Source organism: Streptomyces sp. NPDC044719 (assembly GCF_056433405.1).
This window is the reverse complement of sequence record NZ_JBWKHE010000019.1, coordinates 1-15,660: the sequence shown is the minus strand read 5'-3', so window position 1 is coordinate 15,660 and position 15,660 is coordinate 1. Positions and strand designations below refer to the sequence as shown.

The window sequence follows — 15,660 nt, the reverse complement described above, 5'->3', positions numbered from 1 at the left end:
GCAGGTCGGGTCGGGTACGTGGAAGGACAGGCATGACGATCAAGGACACCCCGGAGGAGTGGGAGGTCCGGGCGACGGACACCCCCTTCGTCGGCAACAAGACCTCCGTCCGCACCGACGACGTGGTCATGCCCGACGGCACCGTGGTCGGCCGTGACTACCAGGTCCACCCCGGCTCGGTGGCCGTCCTCGCCCTCGACGAGGCCGACCGCGTCCTGGTCCTGCGCCAGTACCGCCACCCCGTGCGCCACAAGCTGTGGGAGATCCCGGCCGGCCTGCTCGACGTCCCCGGCGAGAACCCGCTGCACGCCGCGCAGCGGGAGCTGTACGAGGAGGCGCACGTCAAGGCCGAGGACTGGCGGGTGCTGACCGACGTCTACACCACCCCCGGCGGCTGCGACGAGGCCGTACGGATCTTCCTCGCCCGCGATCTGTCCGAGGCCGAGGGCGAGCGCTTCGCGGTCGAGGAGGAAGAGGCCGACATGGAACTCGACCGGGTCCCGGTCGAGGACCTCGTCCGGGGCGTACTGGCCGGCGAACTCCACAACAACTGCCTCGTGGTGGGCGTCCTGTCCCTGGTCGCCGCGCGTTCGGGGGACGGATTGGACGCACTGCGCCCGGCCCAGGCGCCGTGGCCGGCACGGCCGTTCGAGGCGTAGGCGCTCCGCTGGGGGTGCCGCGAAGGTCGTCGGTAGGGCGCGGCCCAGCCGTGGCTGGTCGCGCAGTTCCCCGCGCCCCCTCGGGGCGCGACCGCCACGCTGTCAGTCCTACGATCGGCTGATCCGATCGGGGGATGTGGCTGCCGTGCCCGTCGTGCTCCACCCGGAACGTTGCAGAGCGTGAACTAGGCTCTGAGGCACGCCCGAACCGGATTCCCGGCGGGCTTGCGTGCGTGGGACGGGAGTGTGGCCCGTGACGGATCAGGTCGTGGAGACAGGCGACGTGCGGCTGACCGGACACGCTGCCGGCGAAAGTCGATTCCTGGGCCGCACACGGGAGTTGAAGGAGCTGCGCGCCGACATCGAGCGCGCCGGCCTGGACACCCTCGCCGGCCGCAAACCCCCACGCGCGCGTGTGCTGCTGATCGCCGGCCGGCCCGGCTCGGGACGCACCGCACTGGCCGAGGAACTCGCGCACCAGGTCGCGGACCGTTACCCGGACGGGGTGTTGCGCGCCCGTCTGACCGACCCGGACGGCACCCCCGTACCCGTCGAACGCGCGGCCCGTGAGCTGCTCGCCGCCCTGGACCGGGAAGCCCCGGCCGGGGCCCGCGGCGACGACCTCACCGACTCTCTGCGCGGCGCCCTGGCCGACCGCCGCGCTCTGCTCCTGCTGGACGACGCGGCCGACGCCGAGCAGGTCGACGCCCTGCTGCCCGACACCCCGGACTGCCTGGTCGTCGCGGTCTCCGAGGGTCCGCTGACCGGCATCTCGGACGTCCGCCCCTGCACGCTGGGCGGCCTGGACGCCAAGTCCGGAGTGGAGCTGCTGTCCCGGCACACCGGCTCGGTCCGCATCACCGTCGACCCCCGGGCCGCCGAGGGCCTGGCGGAGGAGTGCCAGGGGCAGCCCGCCGCGCTGATGCTGGCAGGCGGCTGGCTCGCCGCCCGCCCCAAGGCGGCCGTCCTGGACCTCGCCAAGCGACTGCGCACCGAGCCCGCCGAGGGAACCGCCCTGAGCCGGGTCTTCCGCCTCGCCTACGACGCCCTGCCGGCCACCGCCGCGCGGATGCTGCGCCTGCTCGCCCTCGCCCCGGCCGGACTGGTCGACCCGCAGACCGCCTCCGCGCTTGTCGGCTGCTCGGTCGACAGCGCCCGCACCACCCTGGACGACTTCGTCGCCCTCGGCTTCCTGCACGCGGTGGACTCGCCGCTGCCGCAGTACGAGGTCCCCGGCTGTCTGCACCCCATGCTCCGTGTCCTCGCCGGTCACCACGAGCGTCCCGCCGACCTCCAGGTGGCCCGTGCCCGGATGCTGGAGCGGACCGTGCGGCTGCTCCAGGTCTGCCGTGCCATCACCGAGACCGACAGCCCCCAGGCCCGCCAGAAGCTCCTCGACATGCCGCGTGCCCTGCGCTTTCCCACTCCCCGGGCGGCCGCCGACTGGCTGCGCCTGACCCGGCCCGCCCTGCTGGCCTCGGCCCGGCTCGCGGTCGACGACGGGGAGCTGGACACCCTGGCCCGGCGGCTGATGTCGCAGCTGGTGCGGGCGATGGCGGCGCACGTCGGCACCCAGGCGGCCGCGCCCGACCTCTACGAGATCCACAACCTGGTCCTCGATGTGGCCGAGCGCCGCGAGCTGCCCCGCGAGCGGGCCGCCGCCCTGCTCAACCTCGGCGACCTCGACGCCCGGAGCGGCCGTACGGCCGACGCGCTGGCGCGCTACCGGGCCGCGCTGGACGCCGGACGCGAGGTCGACGATCCGTACGCGGCCGGGCGCGCGATGGAATCCGTAGGCGGTGCGCACCTGGAGCTCGGCGACTTCGACCGGGCCGCCGACTGGTTCGGCCGGGCCTTGGTCGAGCGGCTCGCCCGGGGCGAGCGCGCCGACGCCGCCCGGCTGTACGGGCGGATCGCCGCCGCCCACACCTTCGCGGGCCGCTACGGCGAGGCCCTGCGGAACTGGCGCGCGGCGATCTCCGGGCACCGCAAGCTCGGGGACGTGGCCGCCCAGGCGCGGGCCCTGAGCGAACTGGCGCGGGTCCAGGAGTACGCGGGCCGGCCCGACGAGTCGCTGCGCACCTGCCGGGAGGCCGTGGAATGGGCGCGGCGGGCCGAGGACACACGGTTGCAGGCCGCGCTCCATCTGCGGGTCGCCGACACCCTCGAACGCCTCGGCGACCCCGCGTCGGCCGGGCTGCACCGGGGCGCCGCCGAGCGGCTCCTCGGAGACATAAACCAGGAAGACGACCCTGACGCCTGCGAAATCCGTACCGCATCAGCTGAAGATTGATGTAATGAAAGGCTAGACAGCGGGAACACCTTCATTAGACTGGCTCTGCCGCACGTTCTCCTGCGGTCTCTCCCGGTGTGCCCGAGCGCGGCCGGGTATGCCTAGTAATGCCCCCATACCCTCTGAGCCAAGGACCGTGATCGACGTGAAGGTCGGCATCCCCCGCGAGGTCAAGAACAACGAGTTCCGGGTGGCCATCACCCCCGCCGGCGTGCATGAGCTGGTGCGCCATGGCCACCAGGTCGTCATCGAGCGCGGCGCCGGTGTCGGCTCCTCGATCGTGGACGAGGAGTACGTCCTCGCTGGTGCCCAGATCCTGGACACCGCCGACGAGGTGTGGGCCGCCGCCGACCTGCTGCTGAAGGTCAAGGAGCCCATCGCCGAGGAGTACCACCGCCTCCGCAAGGACCAGACGCTCTTCACCTACCTGCACCTCGCCGCCTCCAAGGAGTGCACGGACGCCCTCCTGGAGTCCGGCACCACGGCCATCGCGTACGAGACGGTCGAGCTGCCCAGCCGTGCGCTCCCGCTGCTCGCCCCGATGTCCGAGGTCGCGGGCCGGCTCGCCCCGCAGGTCGGCGCCTACCACCTGATGCGCGCCAACGGCGGCCGGGGCGTGCTGCCCGGCGGCGTCCCCGGCGTCCTGGCCGGACGGGCCGTCGTCATCGGCGGCGGTGTCTCCGGCTGGCAGGCGGCGCAGATCGCCATCGGCCTGGGCTTCCACGTGACCCTGCTCGACAAGGACGTCAACAAGCTCCGCGAGGCGGACAAGATCTTCGGCACGAAGATCCAGACGGTCGTCTCGAACACCTTCGAGCTGGAGAAGGCCTGCCTGGAGGCCGACCTCGTCATCGGCGCCGTGCTGATCCCCGGTGCCAAGGCCCCGAAGCTGGTCACCAACGAGCTCGTCTCGCGGATGAAGCCCGGAAGTGTCCTTGTCGACATCGCGATCGACCAGGGCGGCTGCTTCGAGGACTCCCGTCCGACCACCCACGCCGAGCCGACCTTCCAGGTCCACAACTCGGTCTTCTACTGCGTCGCCAACATGCCCGGCGCGGTGCCCAACACCTCCACCTACGCGCTGACCAACGCCACGCTGCCGTACATCGTGGAGCTCGCGAACCACGGCTGGGCGCAGGCGCTGCGCCGTGACCCGGCGCTGGCCCGGGGCCTCAACACGCATGACGGCAAGGTCGTTTACCGCGAGGTCGCCGAGGCACACGGCGTGGAGCACGTGGAGCTGGCCTCGCTGCTCGTCTGAGCTGCCCACCGGTCCCGGGCGGCCGGTAAATCGGCTAAGTCATCAACCCGTAAAGGCGATACGTCAACACGGGCCGTCAACGCCGCGCACCCGGCCGGACCTTGCCCGACATGGTCCGGCCGGATGTGTGTATGGTCACTTCGCGCTTCTCGAGCAACTCGCCTCGAACGTAACCCTTCAACCGATTCGCACACCGGTGAAACCTGCCGTGCGACGGCCGTACGCCCTTGACAGCGGGATGTTTCATTGCCGACACATCGGGCCGGGTCCGGCGGATTGTGTTGCTGCGGACGCCCGACACGCCATAGAGTCGCCAACCGTCGGCATGGTGCCACGCTGACCTGTCTAGAAGTTTCCTGGTCACCAAGGAGGTAAGACGACTTGTGAATGAGTCGACATTTACTCCCGGGGGTGGCCAACCAGGAATGCCTGCACGGGACCAGGAGCCCGCGGGATTCGCGGCTGTCGGCTCCGTCGCTGTGCGCACCTTCGCAGCCCACCAGAGTCAGCAGGCGACTCACACAGCACACCAGAAGATGGATGGCCATCACGTGAACGCCATGGCCGGCGGCGGAAGTGGCGCGCCCCACAACCAACTCGCCGACTACGACGAACTGCCCGAAGGGCACTTCTACGACCCCGACGCGGAGTACGAGCCCGACCCCGAGTACGCGGCCACTCTCGCGCCCGACGCGGCCAGACAGCGCCGGGAGCGCATCGGCCCGACCGGGCGCCCGCTGCCGTACTTCCCGATCCCGGGCCCGCTGGGCGACCACGGTCCCGCGAAGATCATCGCGATGTGCAACCAGAAGGGCGGCGTCGGCAAGACGACGTCGACCATCAACCTGGGTGCCGCGCTCGCGGAGTACGGACGCCGGGTCCTGCTCGTGGACTTCGACCCGCAGGGCGCGCTGTCGGTCGGTCTCGGCGTCAACCCGATGGAACTCGACCTCACCGTCTACAACCTGCTCATGGAGCGGGGCATGGCGGCCGACGAGGTGCTGCTGAAGACGGCGGTCCCCAACATGGACCTGCTGCCCAGCAACATCGACCTGTCGGCGGCCGAGGTCCAGCTGGTCTCCGAGGTCGCCCGCGAGTCGACACTGCAACGCGCCCTGAAGCCGCTGCTGCCCGACTACGACTTCATCGTCATCGACTGCCAGCCCTCGCTCGGCCTGCTCACGGTCAACGCCCTGACGGCCGCGCACAAGGTGATAGTGCCGCTGGAGTGCGAGTTCTTCGCACTGCGCGGTGTGGCGCTGCTGACGGAGACCATCGAGAAGGTCCAGGAACGGCTCAACCCGGAGCTGGAGCTCGACGGGATCCTCGCCACGATGTACGACTCGCGCACGGTGCACAGCCGTGAGGTGCTCGCGCGTGTCGTCGAGGCGTTCGACGACCACGTCTACCACACGGTCATCGGGCGCACGGTCCGCTTCCCGGAGACCACGGTCGCCGGTGAGCCGATCACCACGTACGCCTCCAACTCCGTCGGCGCCGCCGCCTATCGCCAGCTCGCCAGGGAGGTGCTCGCCCGGTGTCACGCCGAGTGAGTCTGCCGGGGGCCGACGAACTCTTCCGTACGACAGGGGGAATGGGGCTGCAGTCGTCCACGCCCAGGCGCCAGGCCAACGGCGACGCCCGGGTGCCCGCTCCGGCGGGTGAGGGCGACGCGGCGGCGGCAGCGGCCGCGGAGGACGCGCCGCAGTCGGTGCCCGCGCAGGGTGGTGACGGCGAGGGCGCCGAGCACGTCGCGGCGGACGCGGAGCCGGCCGATGCCGGGGAGTCCCGCAGCCGCTCCGCGGCCGCGGAGCGCTCCGGCTCCGGGCGGCGCCAGGCGGCGCAGGAAGGTTCTGCCGCGTCCGCGGGCGCGGCGCCCCGCAAGCGCGGACGGGCGGCCGCGCGCCGCCCCAGCGGCCGTGAGCGGCACGACGAGAAGATCACCGTGTACGTGTCGGCCGAGGAGCTCATGGACCTGGAGCACGCCCGTCTCGTGCTCCGCGGCGAGCACGGTCTGGCCGTCGACCGGGGCCGCATCGTCCGCGAGGCGGTCGCCGTGGTCCTCGCCGACCTGGAGACCCGCGGGGACGCCAGCATCCTCGTACGACGTCTGCGCGGGCGGTAACGGTAGCCTGCGGGGGCTATGACCTCGAACGCTTCCCCTCCACCCGCCGACGGCCCGAGCGGCCGTCGGCGCGCGTTGGGGCGGGGGCCGGGCGCCGGGCCCCTGCCGGGAGCTGAGCCCGTCGAGGCGGAGTCGCTTCCGGAGACGGCTCGGCCCGGGGCCGCGCCGCCCGAGCCCGCGGCACCGGCTGAGCCGACAGCCGTGGAGGTCTTGGGGCCGGTGGCCGAGCGGGTGGAGCCCGTCGGGCCGGTGGAGGCTGTAGAGCCGGCGGCGCCCGTTGAGTCGGCGGCGCCCGTTGAGCCGGTGGTGCCTGTTGAGCAGGCGGCGCCGGTTGAGCCGGTAGCGCCCGTCGAGGCGTTGGCGCCCGTAGAGCCGGTGGCGCCCGTGGAGCCGGATGCAAGGCCCGAGAGCCCGGGTGACGCCGGTGACGGGGTCTTCAAGGTCCGGCTCGCCAACTTCGAAGGCCCCTTCGATCTGCTGCTTCAGTTGATCTCCCGGCACAAGCTGGACGTCACCGAGGTCGCGCTGTCGAAGGTGACCGACGAGTTCATGGCGTACATCCGGGCGCTGGGGCCGGACTGGGATCTGGACGAGACGACCGAGTTCCTCGTCGTCGCGGCCACGTTGCTCGATCTGAAGGCGGCCCGGCTGCTGCCCGCCGCCGAGGTGGAGGACGAGGGCGATCTGGCGCTGCTCGAAGCCCGGGACCTGCTCTTCGCCCGGCTGCTCCAGTACCGCGCGTACAAGCGGATCGCGGACATCTTCAGCGGGCGGCTCGACGACGAGGCCCGGCGCTATCCGCGTACCGTCGGGCTCGAACCGCAGCACGCCGAGCTGCTGCCCGAGGTCGTCATCAGCATCGGGGCGGAAGGGTTCGCCAAGCTCGCCGTGAAGGCGATGCAGCCCAAGCCCAGGCCGCAGGTCTATGTCGACCACATCCACGCCCCGCTGGTCAGCGTGCAGGAGCAGGCACAGATCGTCGTGGCCCGGCTCAGGGAGCTCGGCGAGGTCGGCTTCCGGGCGCTCATCGAGGACACCGACGACACACTCACCGTCGTGGCCCGCTTCCTCGCGCTGCTGGAGCTGTACCGCGAGAAGGCGGTGGAGCTGGAGCAGGAGGCCGCGCTTGGCGAGCTGCTCGTGCGGTGGACCGGCGGGGACGGGGACGAGACACCGACCGTCACCGACGAGTTCGACCGGCCCCCCGAGCCGCCGAAGGAGGAGAAACAGGCGTGAGCGAAGAAATCAGCGAGCTCCCGGCCGGGCTGCGTACCGTCGCCGACCTCGACCTCAAGCCCGCTCTGGAGGCCGTCCTGATGGTCGTGGACGAGCCCGCGACCGAGGAACATCTCGCGAAGATCCTCGACCGGCCGCGCCGCCAGATCACGGACGCGCTGCGCGAGCTGGCCGACGAGTACACCGTCCAGGGGCGCGGTTTCGAACTGCGGTTCGTCGCGAACGGCTGGCGGTTCTACACCCGCGCCGAGTACGCGCCCGCCGTCGAGCGCTTCGTGCTGGACGGCCAGCAGGCCCGCCTCACCCAGGCCGCCCTGGAGACCCTGGCCGTCGTCGCGTACCGGCAGCCGGTCAGCCGCAGCCGGGTCTCGGCCGTGCGCGGAGTCAACTGTGACGGCGTCATGCGCACCCTCCTGCAACGGGGTCTGGTCGAGGAGGCGGGCACGGAACCCGAAACAGGTGCGATCCTGTACAGGACGACGAACTACTTCCTGGAGCGGATGGGCCTGCGCGGTCTGGACGAGCTCCCGGAGCTCGCGCCCTTCCTCCCGGAGGCGGAGGCGATCGAGGCCGAGACCCAGGAGGGCGTACCGTCGTTCGACCCGGACGCGCCTGATGACGACGTGCCGGGCCGCCCGGTCACCCCGGGTACCGACGACGAAGACGACCAGACGGAACTTTGATGCGAAGCAGCGGCAGGAACGGCGGAAACGGCGGGCGCGGCAACCACCGCGGTGCCGGCAACAACAGGGATGACAAGCAGGGGCAGGGCCGCCCCCGCAAGCCCCGCCCCGAGGAGCGCCGCTACGACGTGGGCCCCGGGGGGACGAAGGAGGGGCCCAAGTCCGGACGCGGCGGTGCGGCGCGCGGCGGCGCCAAGGGTGGTCCCAAGCAGCCCCAGCAGCGTGGGCGTACGGCCCCGGCGCGCCCCCGCGAGTACGAGGCGCAGATCGAGGAGCGCAACCGCGACCGGTACGCCGGCAAGAAGGACGTCAAGCTGCCCAAGACGTTCCCGGGCGCCGAGCAGGAGGGCGAGCGGCTCCAGAAGATCCTCGCGCGCGCGGGCTTCGGCTCCCGGCGGGCCTGCGAGGAACTGATCGAGGAGGCCCGGGTCGAGATCAACGGCGAGATCGTCCTGGAGCAGGGGCGGCGCGTCGACCCGGAGAAGGACGAGATCAAGGTCGACGGGCTGACCGTCGCCACGCAGAGCTACCAGTTCTTCTCGCTGAACAAGCCCGCCGGTGTCGTGTCGACGATGGAGGACCCGGAGGGCCGGCAGTGCCTCGGTGACTACGTCACCAACCGCGAGACCCGGCTCTTCCACGTCGGCCGGCTCGACACCGAGACCGAGGGCGTCATCCTGCTCACCAACCACGGCGAGCTGGCCCACCGGCTGACCCACCCGAAGTACGGAGTGAAGAAGACCTACCTCGCGCACATCGTCGGCCCCATCCCGCGCGACCTGGGCAAGCAGCTCAAGGACGGCATCCAGCTGGAGGACGGCTACGCGCGCGCGGACCACTTCCGGGTCGTCCAGCAGACCGGCAAGAACTACCTCGTCGAGGTCACCCTCCACGAGGGCCGCAAGCACATCGTGCGCCGGATGCTCGCGGAGGCCGGTTTCCCGGTCGACAAGCTGGTGCGGGTCGCCTTCGGACCGATCACCCTGGGCGACCAGAAGTCGGGCTGGCTGCGGCGGTTGTCCAACACGGAGGTGGGGATGCTGATGCAGGAAGTCGATCTCTAGGCACAGCGCCGACCTCCCAGAGTTCTGTGTTCCCCGCGTCCTCAAGGGCGCGGGGAACTGTTCGTGACCGGCCGGAAGGACACCCCGCATGACCCCGCTCGTCCACAAGCAAGCCGCCACCGGGGCGCTCACCGGCCTCGCCCTCGGGGACGCGCTGGGGTACCCGACCGAGTTCAGCGACGTGCCGGCGATCCTCGGCAGATTCGGTCCCTGGCGGCAGCTGGCTCTGCCGGAGCCGGCGCTCGTCACCGACGACACGCAGATGACGCTGGCGCTCGGGCGGGGCATACGGACGGCGATGGACCGGGGCGTACTCGGGCCCGACGGGATGGCCGAGTCGGTGCGGCGGGAGTTCGTCGCCTGGAACCGCTCCCCGGAGAACAACCGGGCGCCCGGCAACACCTGTCTGCGGGCCTGTGCCCTGCTGGAGCGCGATGACCGCCCCTGGCAGGACGCCAGCCAGATCCACTCCAAGGGCTGTGGCGCCAACATGCGCGTCGCGCCCCTGGGGCTGATCGTGGGGCTGAGTGACGAACAGCGCGCGGGAGCCGCCCAGTTGCAGTCCGCCCTCACCCATGGGCATCCCACCGCGCTCGCCGCGTCCGACCTCACCGCGCACGCCGTACGCCTGCTCGCGCAGGGCGCCGAGCCGGCCGAGCTGATCGGTCTGCTCCGCTCGTACGCCCTGGAGAACCGCAGCCACTACCACGAGCGCTGGCTCGGCGATCTGTGGCGCCGGGCCCAGGACCCGAGCCCCGAGCAGTTCATCGCGCGCGGCTGGGACGAGTGCCTGGAGATCCTCGACCGGCTCGGGCACGCCGTGCGCACCGTCTCGCCCGAGGACGACCCGTGCCTGGCCACAGGGGAGGGCTGGATCGCCGAGGAGGCCCTGGCGACCGGGCTGCTGTGCTTCCTGCTCTTCGCCGACGAGCCGGTGACGGCCCTGCGGCGTGCCGCCTGCACCGCCGGTGACTCGGACTCGATCGCCTGCCTGGCGGGCGCTTTCGCCGGGGCCCACCTGGGCGCGGAGGCATGGCCCAGCGAGTGGGCCGACCGCGTCGAGTACCGGAGCGACCTGCTCACACTCGGGGCGCTCTGGGACGCGTGAGGGTTCAGGCGAGGCGGACCGAGTTTCCCTCCACGGTGATCTGCTCGGCGGGCAGCGGACGGGTCGCCGGGCCGTTTGCCACCGAGCCGTCGGCGATGCGGAACTTGCTGCCGTGACAGGGGCAGTTGATCGTGCCGTCGGAGACGGACCCCACCGTGCAGCGCTGGTGGGTGCAGATCGCCGAGAAGGCCTTGAACTGGCCCTGCTCCGGCTGGGTCACCACGACCTCCTCGTCCTTGAAGATCTTGCCGCCGCCGACCGGGATCTCGTTCGTGGAGGCCAGCTCCTGACCGGCGGGGGCGTTCGTCGTCTCCTCGCCGGTGGGGGAGACCGTCGACGTGGAGCCGTTGTCGTCGCCGCCCCCGCCACAGGCCGCGACCAGTGCCGCCGCGCCCGTCGCGCCGGTCGCGAGGAGAACCGTGCGGCGAGTGGTCTCGTAGGTCATGTCGTCACTCCGGAAGGTCCGAAAAGGGATAAAGCGGACTTTGCTGCATCTTGGCACTGAAAATACCCAAGGAACAGGGATTCCGGCGTCTCATCGGGCGGGCGCCGCGCATCCGCTTCGCGCGGGCTGACTAGGCTGGACGGACGGAGAGCGACACGCACGTCAGCAAGGAGCAGCGCCGTGGCGGTACGAGCGGTCCGGGGGGCCGTCCAACTCGAACGGGACGAGGCCGGGCACATGGACGAGCAGGTGGGAGCCCTGCTCACGGCCATCCTGGAGCGCAACGAACTCGCGGCCGACGACCTGATCAGCATCTGGTTCACGGCCACGCCCGACCTGCACAGCGATTTCCCGGCGGCCGCCGCCCGCAAGCTCGGCATCGTCGACGTACCGCTGATCTGCGCCCAGGAACTCGACATCGAGGGCGCCATGCCGCGCGTCGTCCGGGTCCTCGCGCACATCGAGTCCGACCGGCCCCGGGCCGGCATCGCCCATGTCTACCTCGGCGCCGCGGCCGCCCTGCGCAAGGACATCGCCCAGTGAGAACCGCACTCGTCATCGGCACCGGCCTCATCGGTACGTCCGCCGGCCTGGCCCTGTCCCAGCGGGGCGTCACCGTGCACCTGACCGACCCGAACCCGGAGCAGGCCCGCACGGCGGCCGCCCTCGGTGCCGGCACGGACGAGGCGCCGGACGGGCCCGTCGACCTCGCGATCGTCGCCGCCCCGCCCGCACACGTGGCCGACGTGCTCGCCGACGCCATGACCCGCGGCGCGGCGCGCGGCTACCTGGACGTCGCCAGCGTCAAGGGCGGACCGCGCCGCGACCTGGAGGCACGCGGACTCGACCTGAACGCCTACATCGGCACACACCCCATGTCGGGCCGGGAGAAGTCCGGGCCGCTCGCCGCGACCGGCGACCTCTTCGAGGGCCGCCCGTGGGTGCTGACCCCGACCCGGGACACCGACACCGAGGTGCTGAACCTCGCTCTGGAGCTGGTCTCGCACTGCCGTGCCGTGCCGGTGGTGATGGACGCCGACGCCCACGACCGTGCCGTCGCCCTCGTCTCCCACATGCCCCACCTGGTCTCCAGCCTGGTCGCCGCGCGTCTGGAGAACGCCGAGGAGGCGGCCGTACGGCTGTGCGGGCAGGGCATCCGGGACGTGACGCGGATCGCCGCCTCCGACCCCCGGATGTGGATCGACATCCTCTCCGCGAACCCCGGGCCGGTAGCCGACCTGCTCACGGACGTCGCCGGCGACCTGGAGGAGGCCGTACGGGCGCTGCGTGCCCTGCAGTCCACCGACGACCACAAGCGCCGCGAGGGCAGCACTGGCATCGAGGAAGTCCTGCGGCGCGGCAACGCGGGGCAGATCCGCGTCCCTGGCAAGCACGGCTCCGCCCCGCGGGTCTACGAGGTCGTGGCGGTGCTCATCGACGACCAGCCGGGACAGCTGGCCCGGATCTTCGCGGACGCGGGGATGGCCGGCGTCAACATCGAGGATGTACGGATCGAGCACGCGACGGGGCAGCAGGCCGGTCTCGTGCAGCTGATGGTCGAACCGAAGGCGGCCCCCGTGCTGAGCGCCGCGCTGCGCGAGCGGGGCTGGGCCATTCGGCAGTAGTGCATGCTGGAGGGGGCTGAACGACGCGCGGCCGGACGAGTGACCCGCACCCAGTAACCTTGTGCGGGGCAGTCGCGCCCTCACCCCCGCCAGCCCGGTTCAGGAAGGTCTCCACTGTGGAAAGCCCCACGCCCGTGATTGTCGCCATCGACGGCCCCTCCGGCACGGGCAAGTCGAGCACCTCGAAGGCGGTGGCGGCGCAGCTCGGGCTGAGCTACCTGGACACCGGCGCCCAGTACCGGGCGATCACCTGGTGGATGGTGAGCAACGGCATCGACATCGACGATCCCTCCGCGATCGCCGCCGCGGCCGGCAAGCCGGAGATCGTCTCGGGCACCGACCCGCAGGGTCCGACCATCACCGTCGACGGCGTCGACGTATCCGGCCCGATCCGCACCCAGGAGGTCACCTCCAAGGTCAGCGCGGTCAGCGCGGTGTCCGAGGTGCGTGCCCGGATCACCGAGCTGCAGCGCACGATCGCGGCCTCCGCGGAGGACGGCATCGTGGTCGAGGGCCGTGACATCGGCACCACCGTGCTGCCGGACGCCGACCTGAAGATCTTCCTCACGGCTTCCCCGGAGGCGCGCGCCGCCCGCCGCAGCGGCGAGCTGAAGGGCTCCGACGTCCACTCCACCCGCGAGGCCCTGATCAAGCGGGACGCGGCCGACTCCAGCCGCAAGACCTCGCCCCTCGCCAAGGCGGGCGACGCGGTCGAGGTGGACACCACCGAGCTCACGCTGGCCCAGGTCATCGAGTGTGTCGTCACCCTCGTCGAGGAGAAGCGGGCAGGAAAGTGACCGAGCTGCCTTCGGTACGGGGTGCCGAGGTCGGGCGGCGCATCGGCGTCGGCCTGATGTACGGGCTGTGGAAGCCGCGCGTGCTCGGCGCCTGGCGGGTGCCCACGAACGGCCCGGTGATCCTCGCGGTCAACCACTCCCACAACATCGACGGCCCGATGGTCATGGGCGTGGCGCCCCGGCCGACGCACTTCCTGATCAAGAAGGAGGCGTTCGTCGGGCCGCTGGACCCCTTCCTGCTCGGCATCGGGCAGGTGAAGGTGGACCGCGAGACCACCGACCGCGCGGCGATCACCCAGGCGCTCGGCATCCTGGAGAACGGCGGCGTGCTCGGCATCTTCCCCGAGGGCACCCGCGGCGAGGGCGACTTCGCCGCGCTGCGCGCCGGGCTCGCGTACTTCGCGTTGCGCGGCGGCGCGCCGATCGTGCCGGTCGCCGTGCTGGGAAGCACCGACAGGCGCGGACGGTTGATAAAGGGGCTGCCTCCGCTGCGCTCGCGCGTCGACGTCGTCTTCGGCGAGCCCTTCGACGCGGGCGACGGCAGCGGGCGCCGTACGCGCAAGGCGCTGGACGAGGCCACCGGCCGCATCCAGAAGCAGCTCGCCGCCCACCTGGAAAACGCCAGGCGCCTCACCAGGCGCTAGGCAACACTGAGTAGTGGATCAGCCCGGCAGACAGCGGGTACTCCACCGACCACCAAGATGAACGACGAGGTACGGACTTCATGAACGACCACATCCAGCCCGACGGCTCGGACGCCTACGAGGGCGCGCACGAGCACGACCACGGGGCGCTCGGCGACGCCGAGTTCGCGGAGTTCATGGAGCTCGCCGCGGAGGAGGGCTTCGACCCCGAGGACGTCGAGGGCGCGATCGAGGCGGCCGGGCACGGCCCGCTGCCCGTGCTCGCGGTGGTCGGCCGCCCCAATGTCGGCAAGTCGACTCTCGTCAACCGCATCATCGGGCGCCGCGAAGCCGTCGTCGAGGACAAGCCGGGCGTCACCCGCGACCGTGTGACCTACGAGGCCGAGTGGGCGGGCCGCCGCTTCAAGGTCGTCGACACCGGCGGCTGGGAGCAGGACGTCCTCGGTATCGACGCCTCCGTGGCCGCCCAGGCCGAGTACGCCATCGAGGCCGCCGACGCGGTCGTGTTCGTCGTGGACGCCAAGGTCGGCGTCACCGACACCGACGAGGCCGTCGTCCGGCTGCTCCGCAAGGCCAACAAGCCCGTGGTGCTGTGCGCCAACAAGGTCGACGGCCCGAGCGGCGAGGCCGACGCGACCGCTCTGTGGTCTCTCGGTATCGGCGAGCCGCACCCGGTCTCCTCGCTGCACGGCCGGGGCACCGGCGACATGCTGGACGCCGTCCTGGAGGCCCTGCCGGAGGCCCCCGAGCAGAGCTTCGGCACGGCCGTCGGCGGCCCCCGCCGGATCGCGCTCATCGGCCGTCCCAACGTCGGCAAGTCCTCGCTCCTCAACAAGGTGGCCAACGAGGAGCGCGTCGTCGTCAACGAGCTGGCGGGCACCACGCGTGACCCGGTCGACGAGCTGATCGAACTCGGCGGCGTCGTCTGGAAGTTCGTCGACACGGCGGGCATCCGCAAGCGCGTGCACCTCCAGCAGGGCGCCGACTACTACGCCTCGCTGCGCACCGCCGCCGCCGTCGAGAAGGCGGAGGTGGCCGTCATCCTCATCGACGCCGCCGATTCGATCTCGGTGCAGGACCAGCGGATCGTCACCATGGCCGTGGAGGCGGGCCGCGCGATCGTCATGGCCTTCAACAAGTGGGACACCCTCGACGAGGAGCGCCGCTACTACCTGGAGCGGGAGATCGAGACCGAGCTCGGCCAGGTGGCGTGGGCCCCGCGGGTCAATGTCTCGGCCCGCACCGGGCGGCACATGGAGAAGCTGGTCCCGGCGATCGAGACGGCCCTGGCCGGCTGGGAGACCCGGGTCCCGACGGGTCGGCTGAACGCCTTCCTCGGTGAGCTGGTCGCCGCCCACCCGCACCCGGTCCGGGGCGGCAAGCAGCCGCGCATCCTGTTCGGCACCCAGGCGGGCACCAAGCCGCCGCGATTCGTGCTGTTCGCCTCCGGCTTCATCGAGGCGGGCTACCGGCGCTTCATCGAGCGCCGCCTGCGTGAGGAGTTCGGCTTCGAGGGCACGCCGATCCACATCTCGGTGCGGGTGCGCGAGAAGCGCGGCGCGAAGAAGAAGTAGCGCGAAACGGCAAACAGTGGAGGGGGGGGCCCCCGGGGGCGCCCCCCCCCCGCTCCGTTTTTGCTCCCACCCCCCCTTTCGGGAAACACGGGCAGGGGGGCAGTACCCAATGTCTTCCCCCGCCTTTTTTGCTTGCAGTCCCCCCA

At 71.6% G+C, this 15,660-nt stretch carries 15 protein-coding genes; 14 read left to right on the top strand and 1 reads right to left on the bottom strand.

Annotated elements, in window-relative coordinates; genetic code table 11:
* Positions 1-32 precede the first annotated feature (32 nt).
* From AC07DF_RS41120 to AC07DF_RS41080, 9 genes are all read left to right on the top strand, one after another.
* The gene (locus AC07DF_RS41120; protein WP_478982699.1) at positions 33-659 is read left to right on the top strand and encodes an NUDIX domain-containing protein; all 627 of its coding nucleotides are present in this window, start codon (positions 33-35) and stop codon (positions 657-659) included.
* A gap of 253 nt (positions 660-912) precedes the next feature.
* The gene (locus tag AC07DF_RS41115; RefSeq protein WP_478982697.1) at positions 913-2,952 is read left to right on the top strand and encodes a tetratricopeptide repeat protein; all 2,040 of its coding nucleotides are present in this window, start codon (positions 913-915) and stop codon (positions 2,950-2,952) included.
* Between the two features lie 136 nt (positions 2,953-3,088).
* The gene (gene ald, locus AC07DF_RS41110; RefSeq protein WP_478982695.1) at positions 3,089-4,213 is read left to right on the top strand and encodes an alanine dehydrogenase; all 1,125 of its coding nucleotides are present in this window, start codon (positions 3,089-3,091) and stop codon (positions 4,211-4,213) included.
* A 425-nt stretch (positions 4,214-4,638) separates the two neighbouring features.
* Positions 4,639-5,766, top strand: coding sequence for a ParA family protein (locus AC07DF_RS41105; protein WP_215122371.1), 1,128 nt, complete (start codon positions 4,639-4,641; stop codon positions 5,764-5,766).
* Complete coding sequence (locus AC07DF_RS41100) at positions 5,751-6,338, top strand: hypothetical protein (protein ID WP_478982691.1); 588 nt, start codon at positions 5,751-5,753, stop codon at positions 6,336-6,338. Before AC07DF_RS41105 ends, AC07DF_RS41100 begins: the two co-directional genes overlap by 16 nt.
* 18 nt (positions 6,339-6,356) lie before the next feature.
* Complete coding sequence (locus tag AC07DF_RS41095; RefSeq protein ID WP_478982689.1) at positions 6,357-7,574, top strand: segregation and condensation protein A; 1,218 nt, start codon at positions 6,357-6,359, stop codon at positions 7,572-7,574.
* The gene (scpB, locus tag AC07DF_RS41090) at positions 7,571-8,257 is read left to right on the top strand and encodes an SMC-Scp complex subunit ScpB (protein WP_478982687.1); all 687 of its coding nucleotides are present in this window, start codon (positions 7,571-7,573) and stop codon (positions 8,255-8,257) included. The genes AC07DF_RS41095 and scpB overlap by 4 nt, the downstream gene beginning before the upstream one ends.
* Positions 8,257-9,321 (top strand): pseudouridine synthase, encoded by a 1,065-nt coding sequence (locus tag AC07DF_RS41085; protein WP_478982685.1) that lies wholly within the window; start codon positions 8,257-8,259, stop codon positions 9,319-9,321. Before scpB ends, AC07DF_RS41085 begins: the two co-directional genes overlap by 1 nt.
* Positions 9,322-9,409: 88 nt before the next feature.
* A complete protein-coding gene (locus AC07DF_RS41080; protein ID WP_478982683.1) occupies positions 9,410-10,429 on the top strand; it encodes an ADP-ribosylglycohydrolase family protein in 1,020 nt (339 codons plus the stop codon).
* A gap of 4 nt (positions 10,430-10,433) precedes the next feature.
* Here the strand turns inward: AC07DF_RS41080 and AC07DF_RS41075 are convergent, their stop codons facing one another.
* Positions 10,434-10,874 carry a Rieske (2Fe-2S) protein gene (locus AC07DF_RS41075; protein WP_478982681.1) on the bottom strand — a complete coding sequence of 147 codons (441 nt, stop codon included), beginning with the start codon at positions 10,872-10,874 and terminating at the stop codon, positions 10,434-10,436.
* 180 nt (positions 10,875-11,054) lie between these two features.
* Here AC07DF_RS41075 and aroH point away from each other — a divergent pair, with 180 nt between their 5' ends.
* From aroH to der, 5 genes are all read left to right on the top strand, one after another.
* The gene (gene aroH, locus AC07DF_RS41070; RefSeq protein WP_189731135.1) at positions 11,055-11,417 is read left to right on the top strand and encodes a chorismate mutase; all 363 of its coding nucleotides are present in this window, start codon (positions 11,055-11,057) and stop codon (positions 11,415-11,417) included.
* Entirely contained in the window at positions 11,414-12,499 is a 1,086-nt protein-coding gene (locus tag AC07DF_RS41065) for a prephenate dehydrogenase (RefSeq protein WP_478982679.1), read from the top strand. The genes aroH and AC07DF_RS41065 overlap by 4 nt, the downstream gene beginning before the upstream one ends.
* A gap of 134 nt (positions 12,500-12,633) precedes the next feature.
* Positions 12,634-13,296 (top strand): (d)CMP kinase, encoded by a 663-nt coding sequence (cmk, locus tag AC07DF_RS41060; protein ID WP_478982677.1) that lies wholly within the window; start codon positions 12,634-12,636, stop codon positions 13,294-13,296.
* On the top strand, positions 13,293-13,940 hold the full coding sequence (locus tag AC07DF_RS41055) for a lysophospholipid acyltransferase family protein (protein ID WP_478982675.1): 648 nt from the start codon (positions 13,293-13,295) through the stop codon (positions 13,938-13,940). The genes cmk and AC07DF_RS41055 overlap by 4 nt, the downstream gene beginning before the upstream one ends.
* A gap of 80 nt (positions 13,941-14,020) precedes the next feature.
* Entirely contained in the window at positions 14,021-15,514 is a 1,494-nt protein-coding gene (der, locus tag AC07DF_RS41050) for a ribosome biogenesis GTPase Der (protein WP_478982673.1), read from the top strand.
* Positions 15,515-15,660 lie beyond the last annotated feature (146 nt).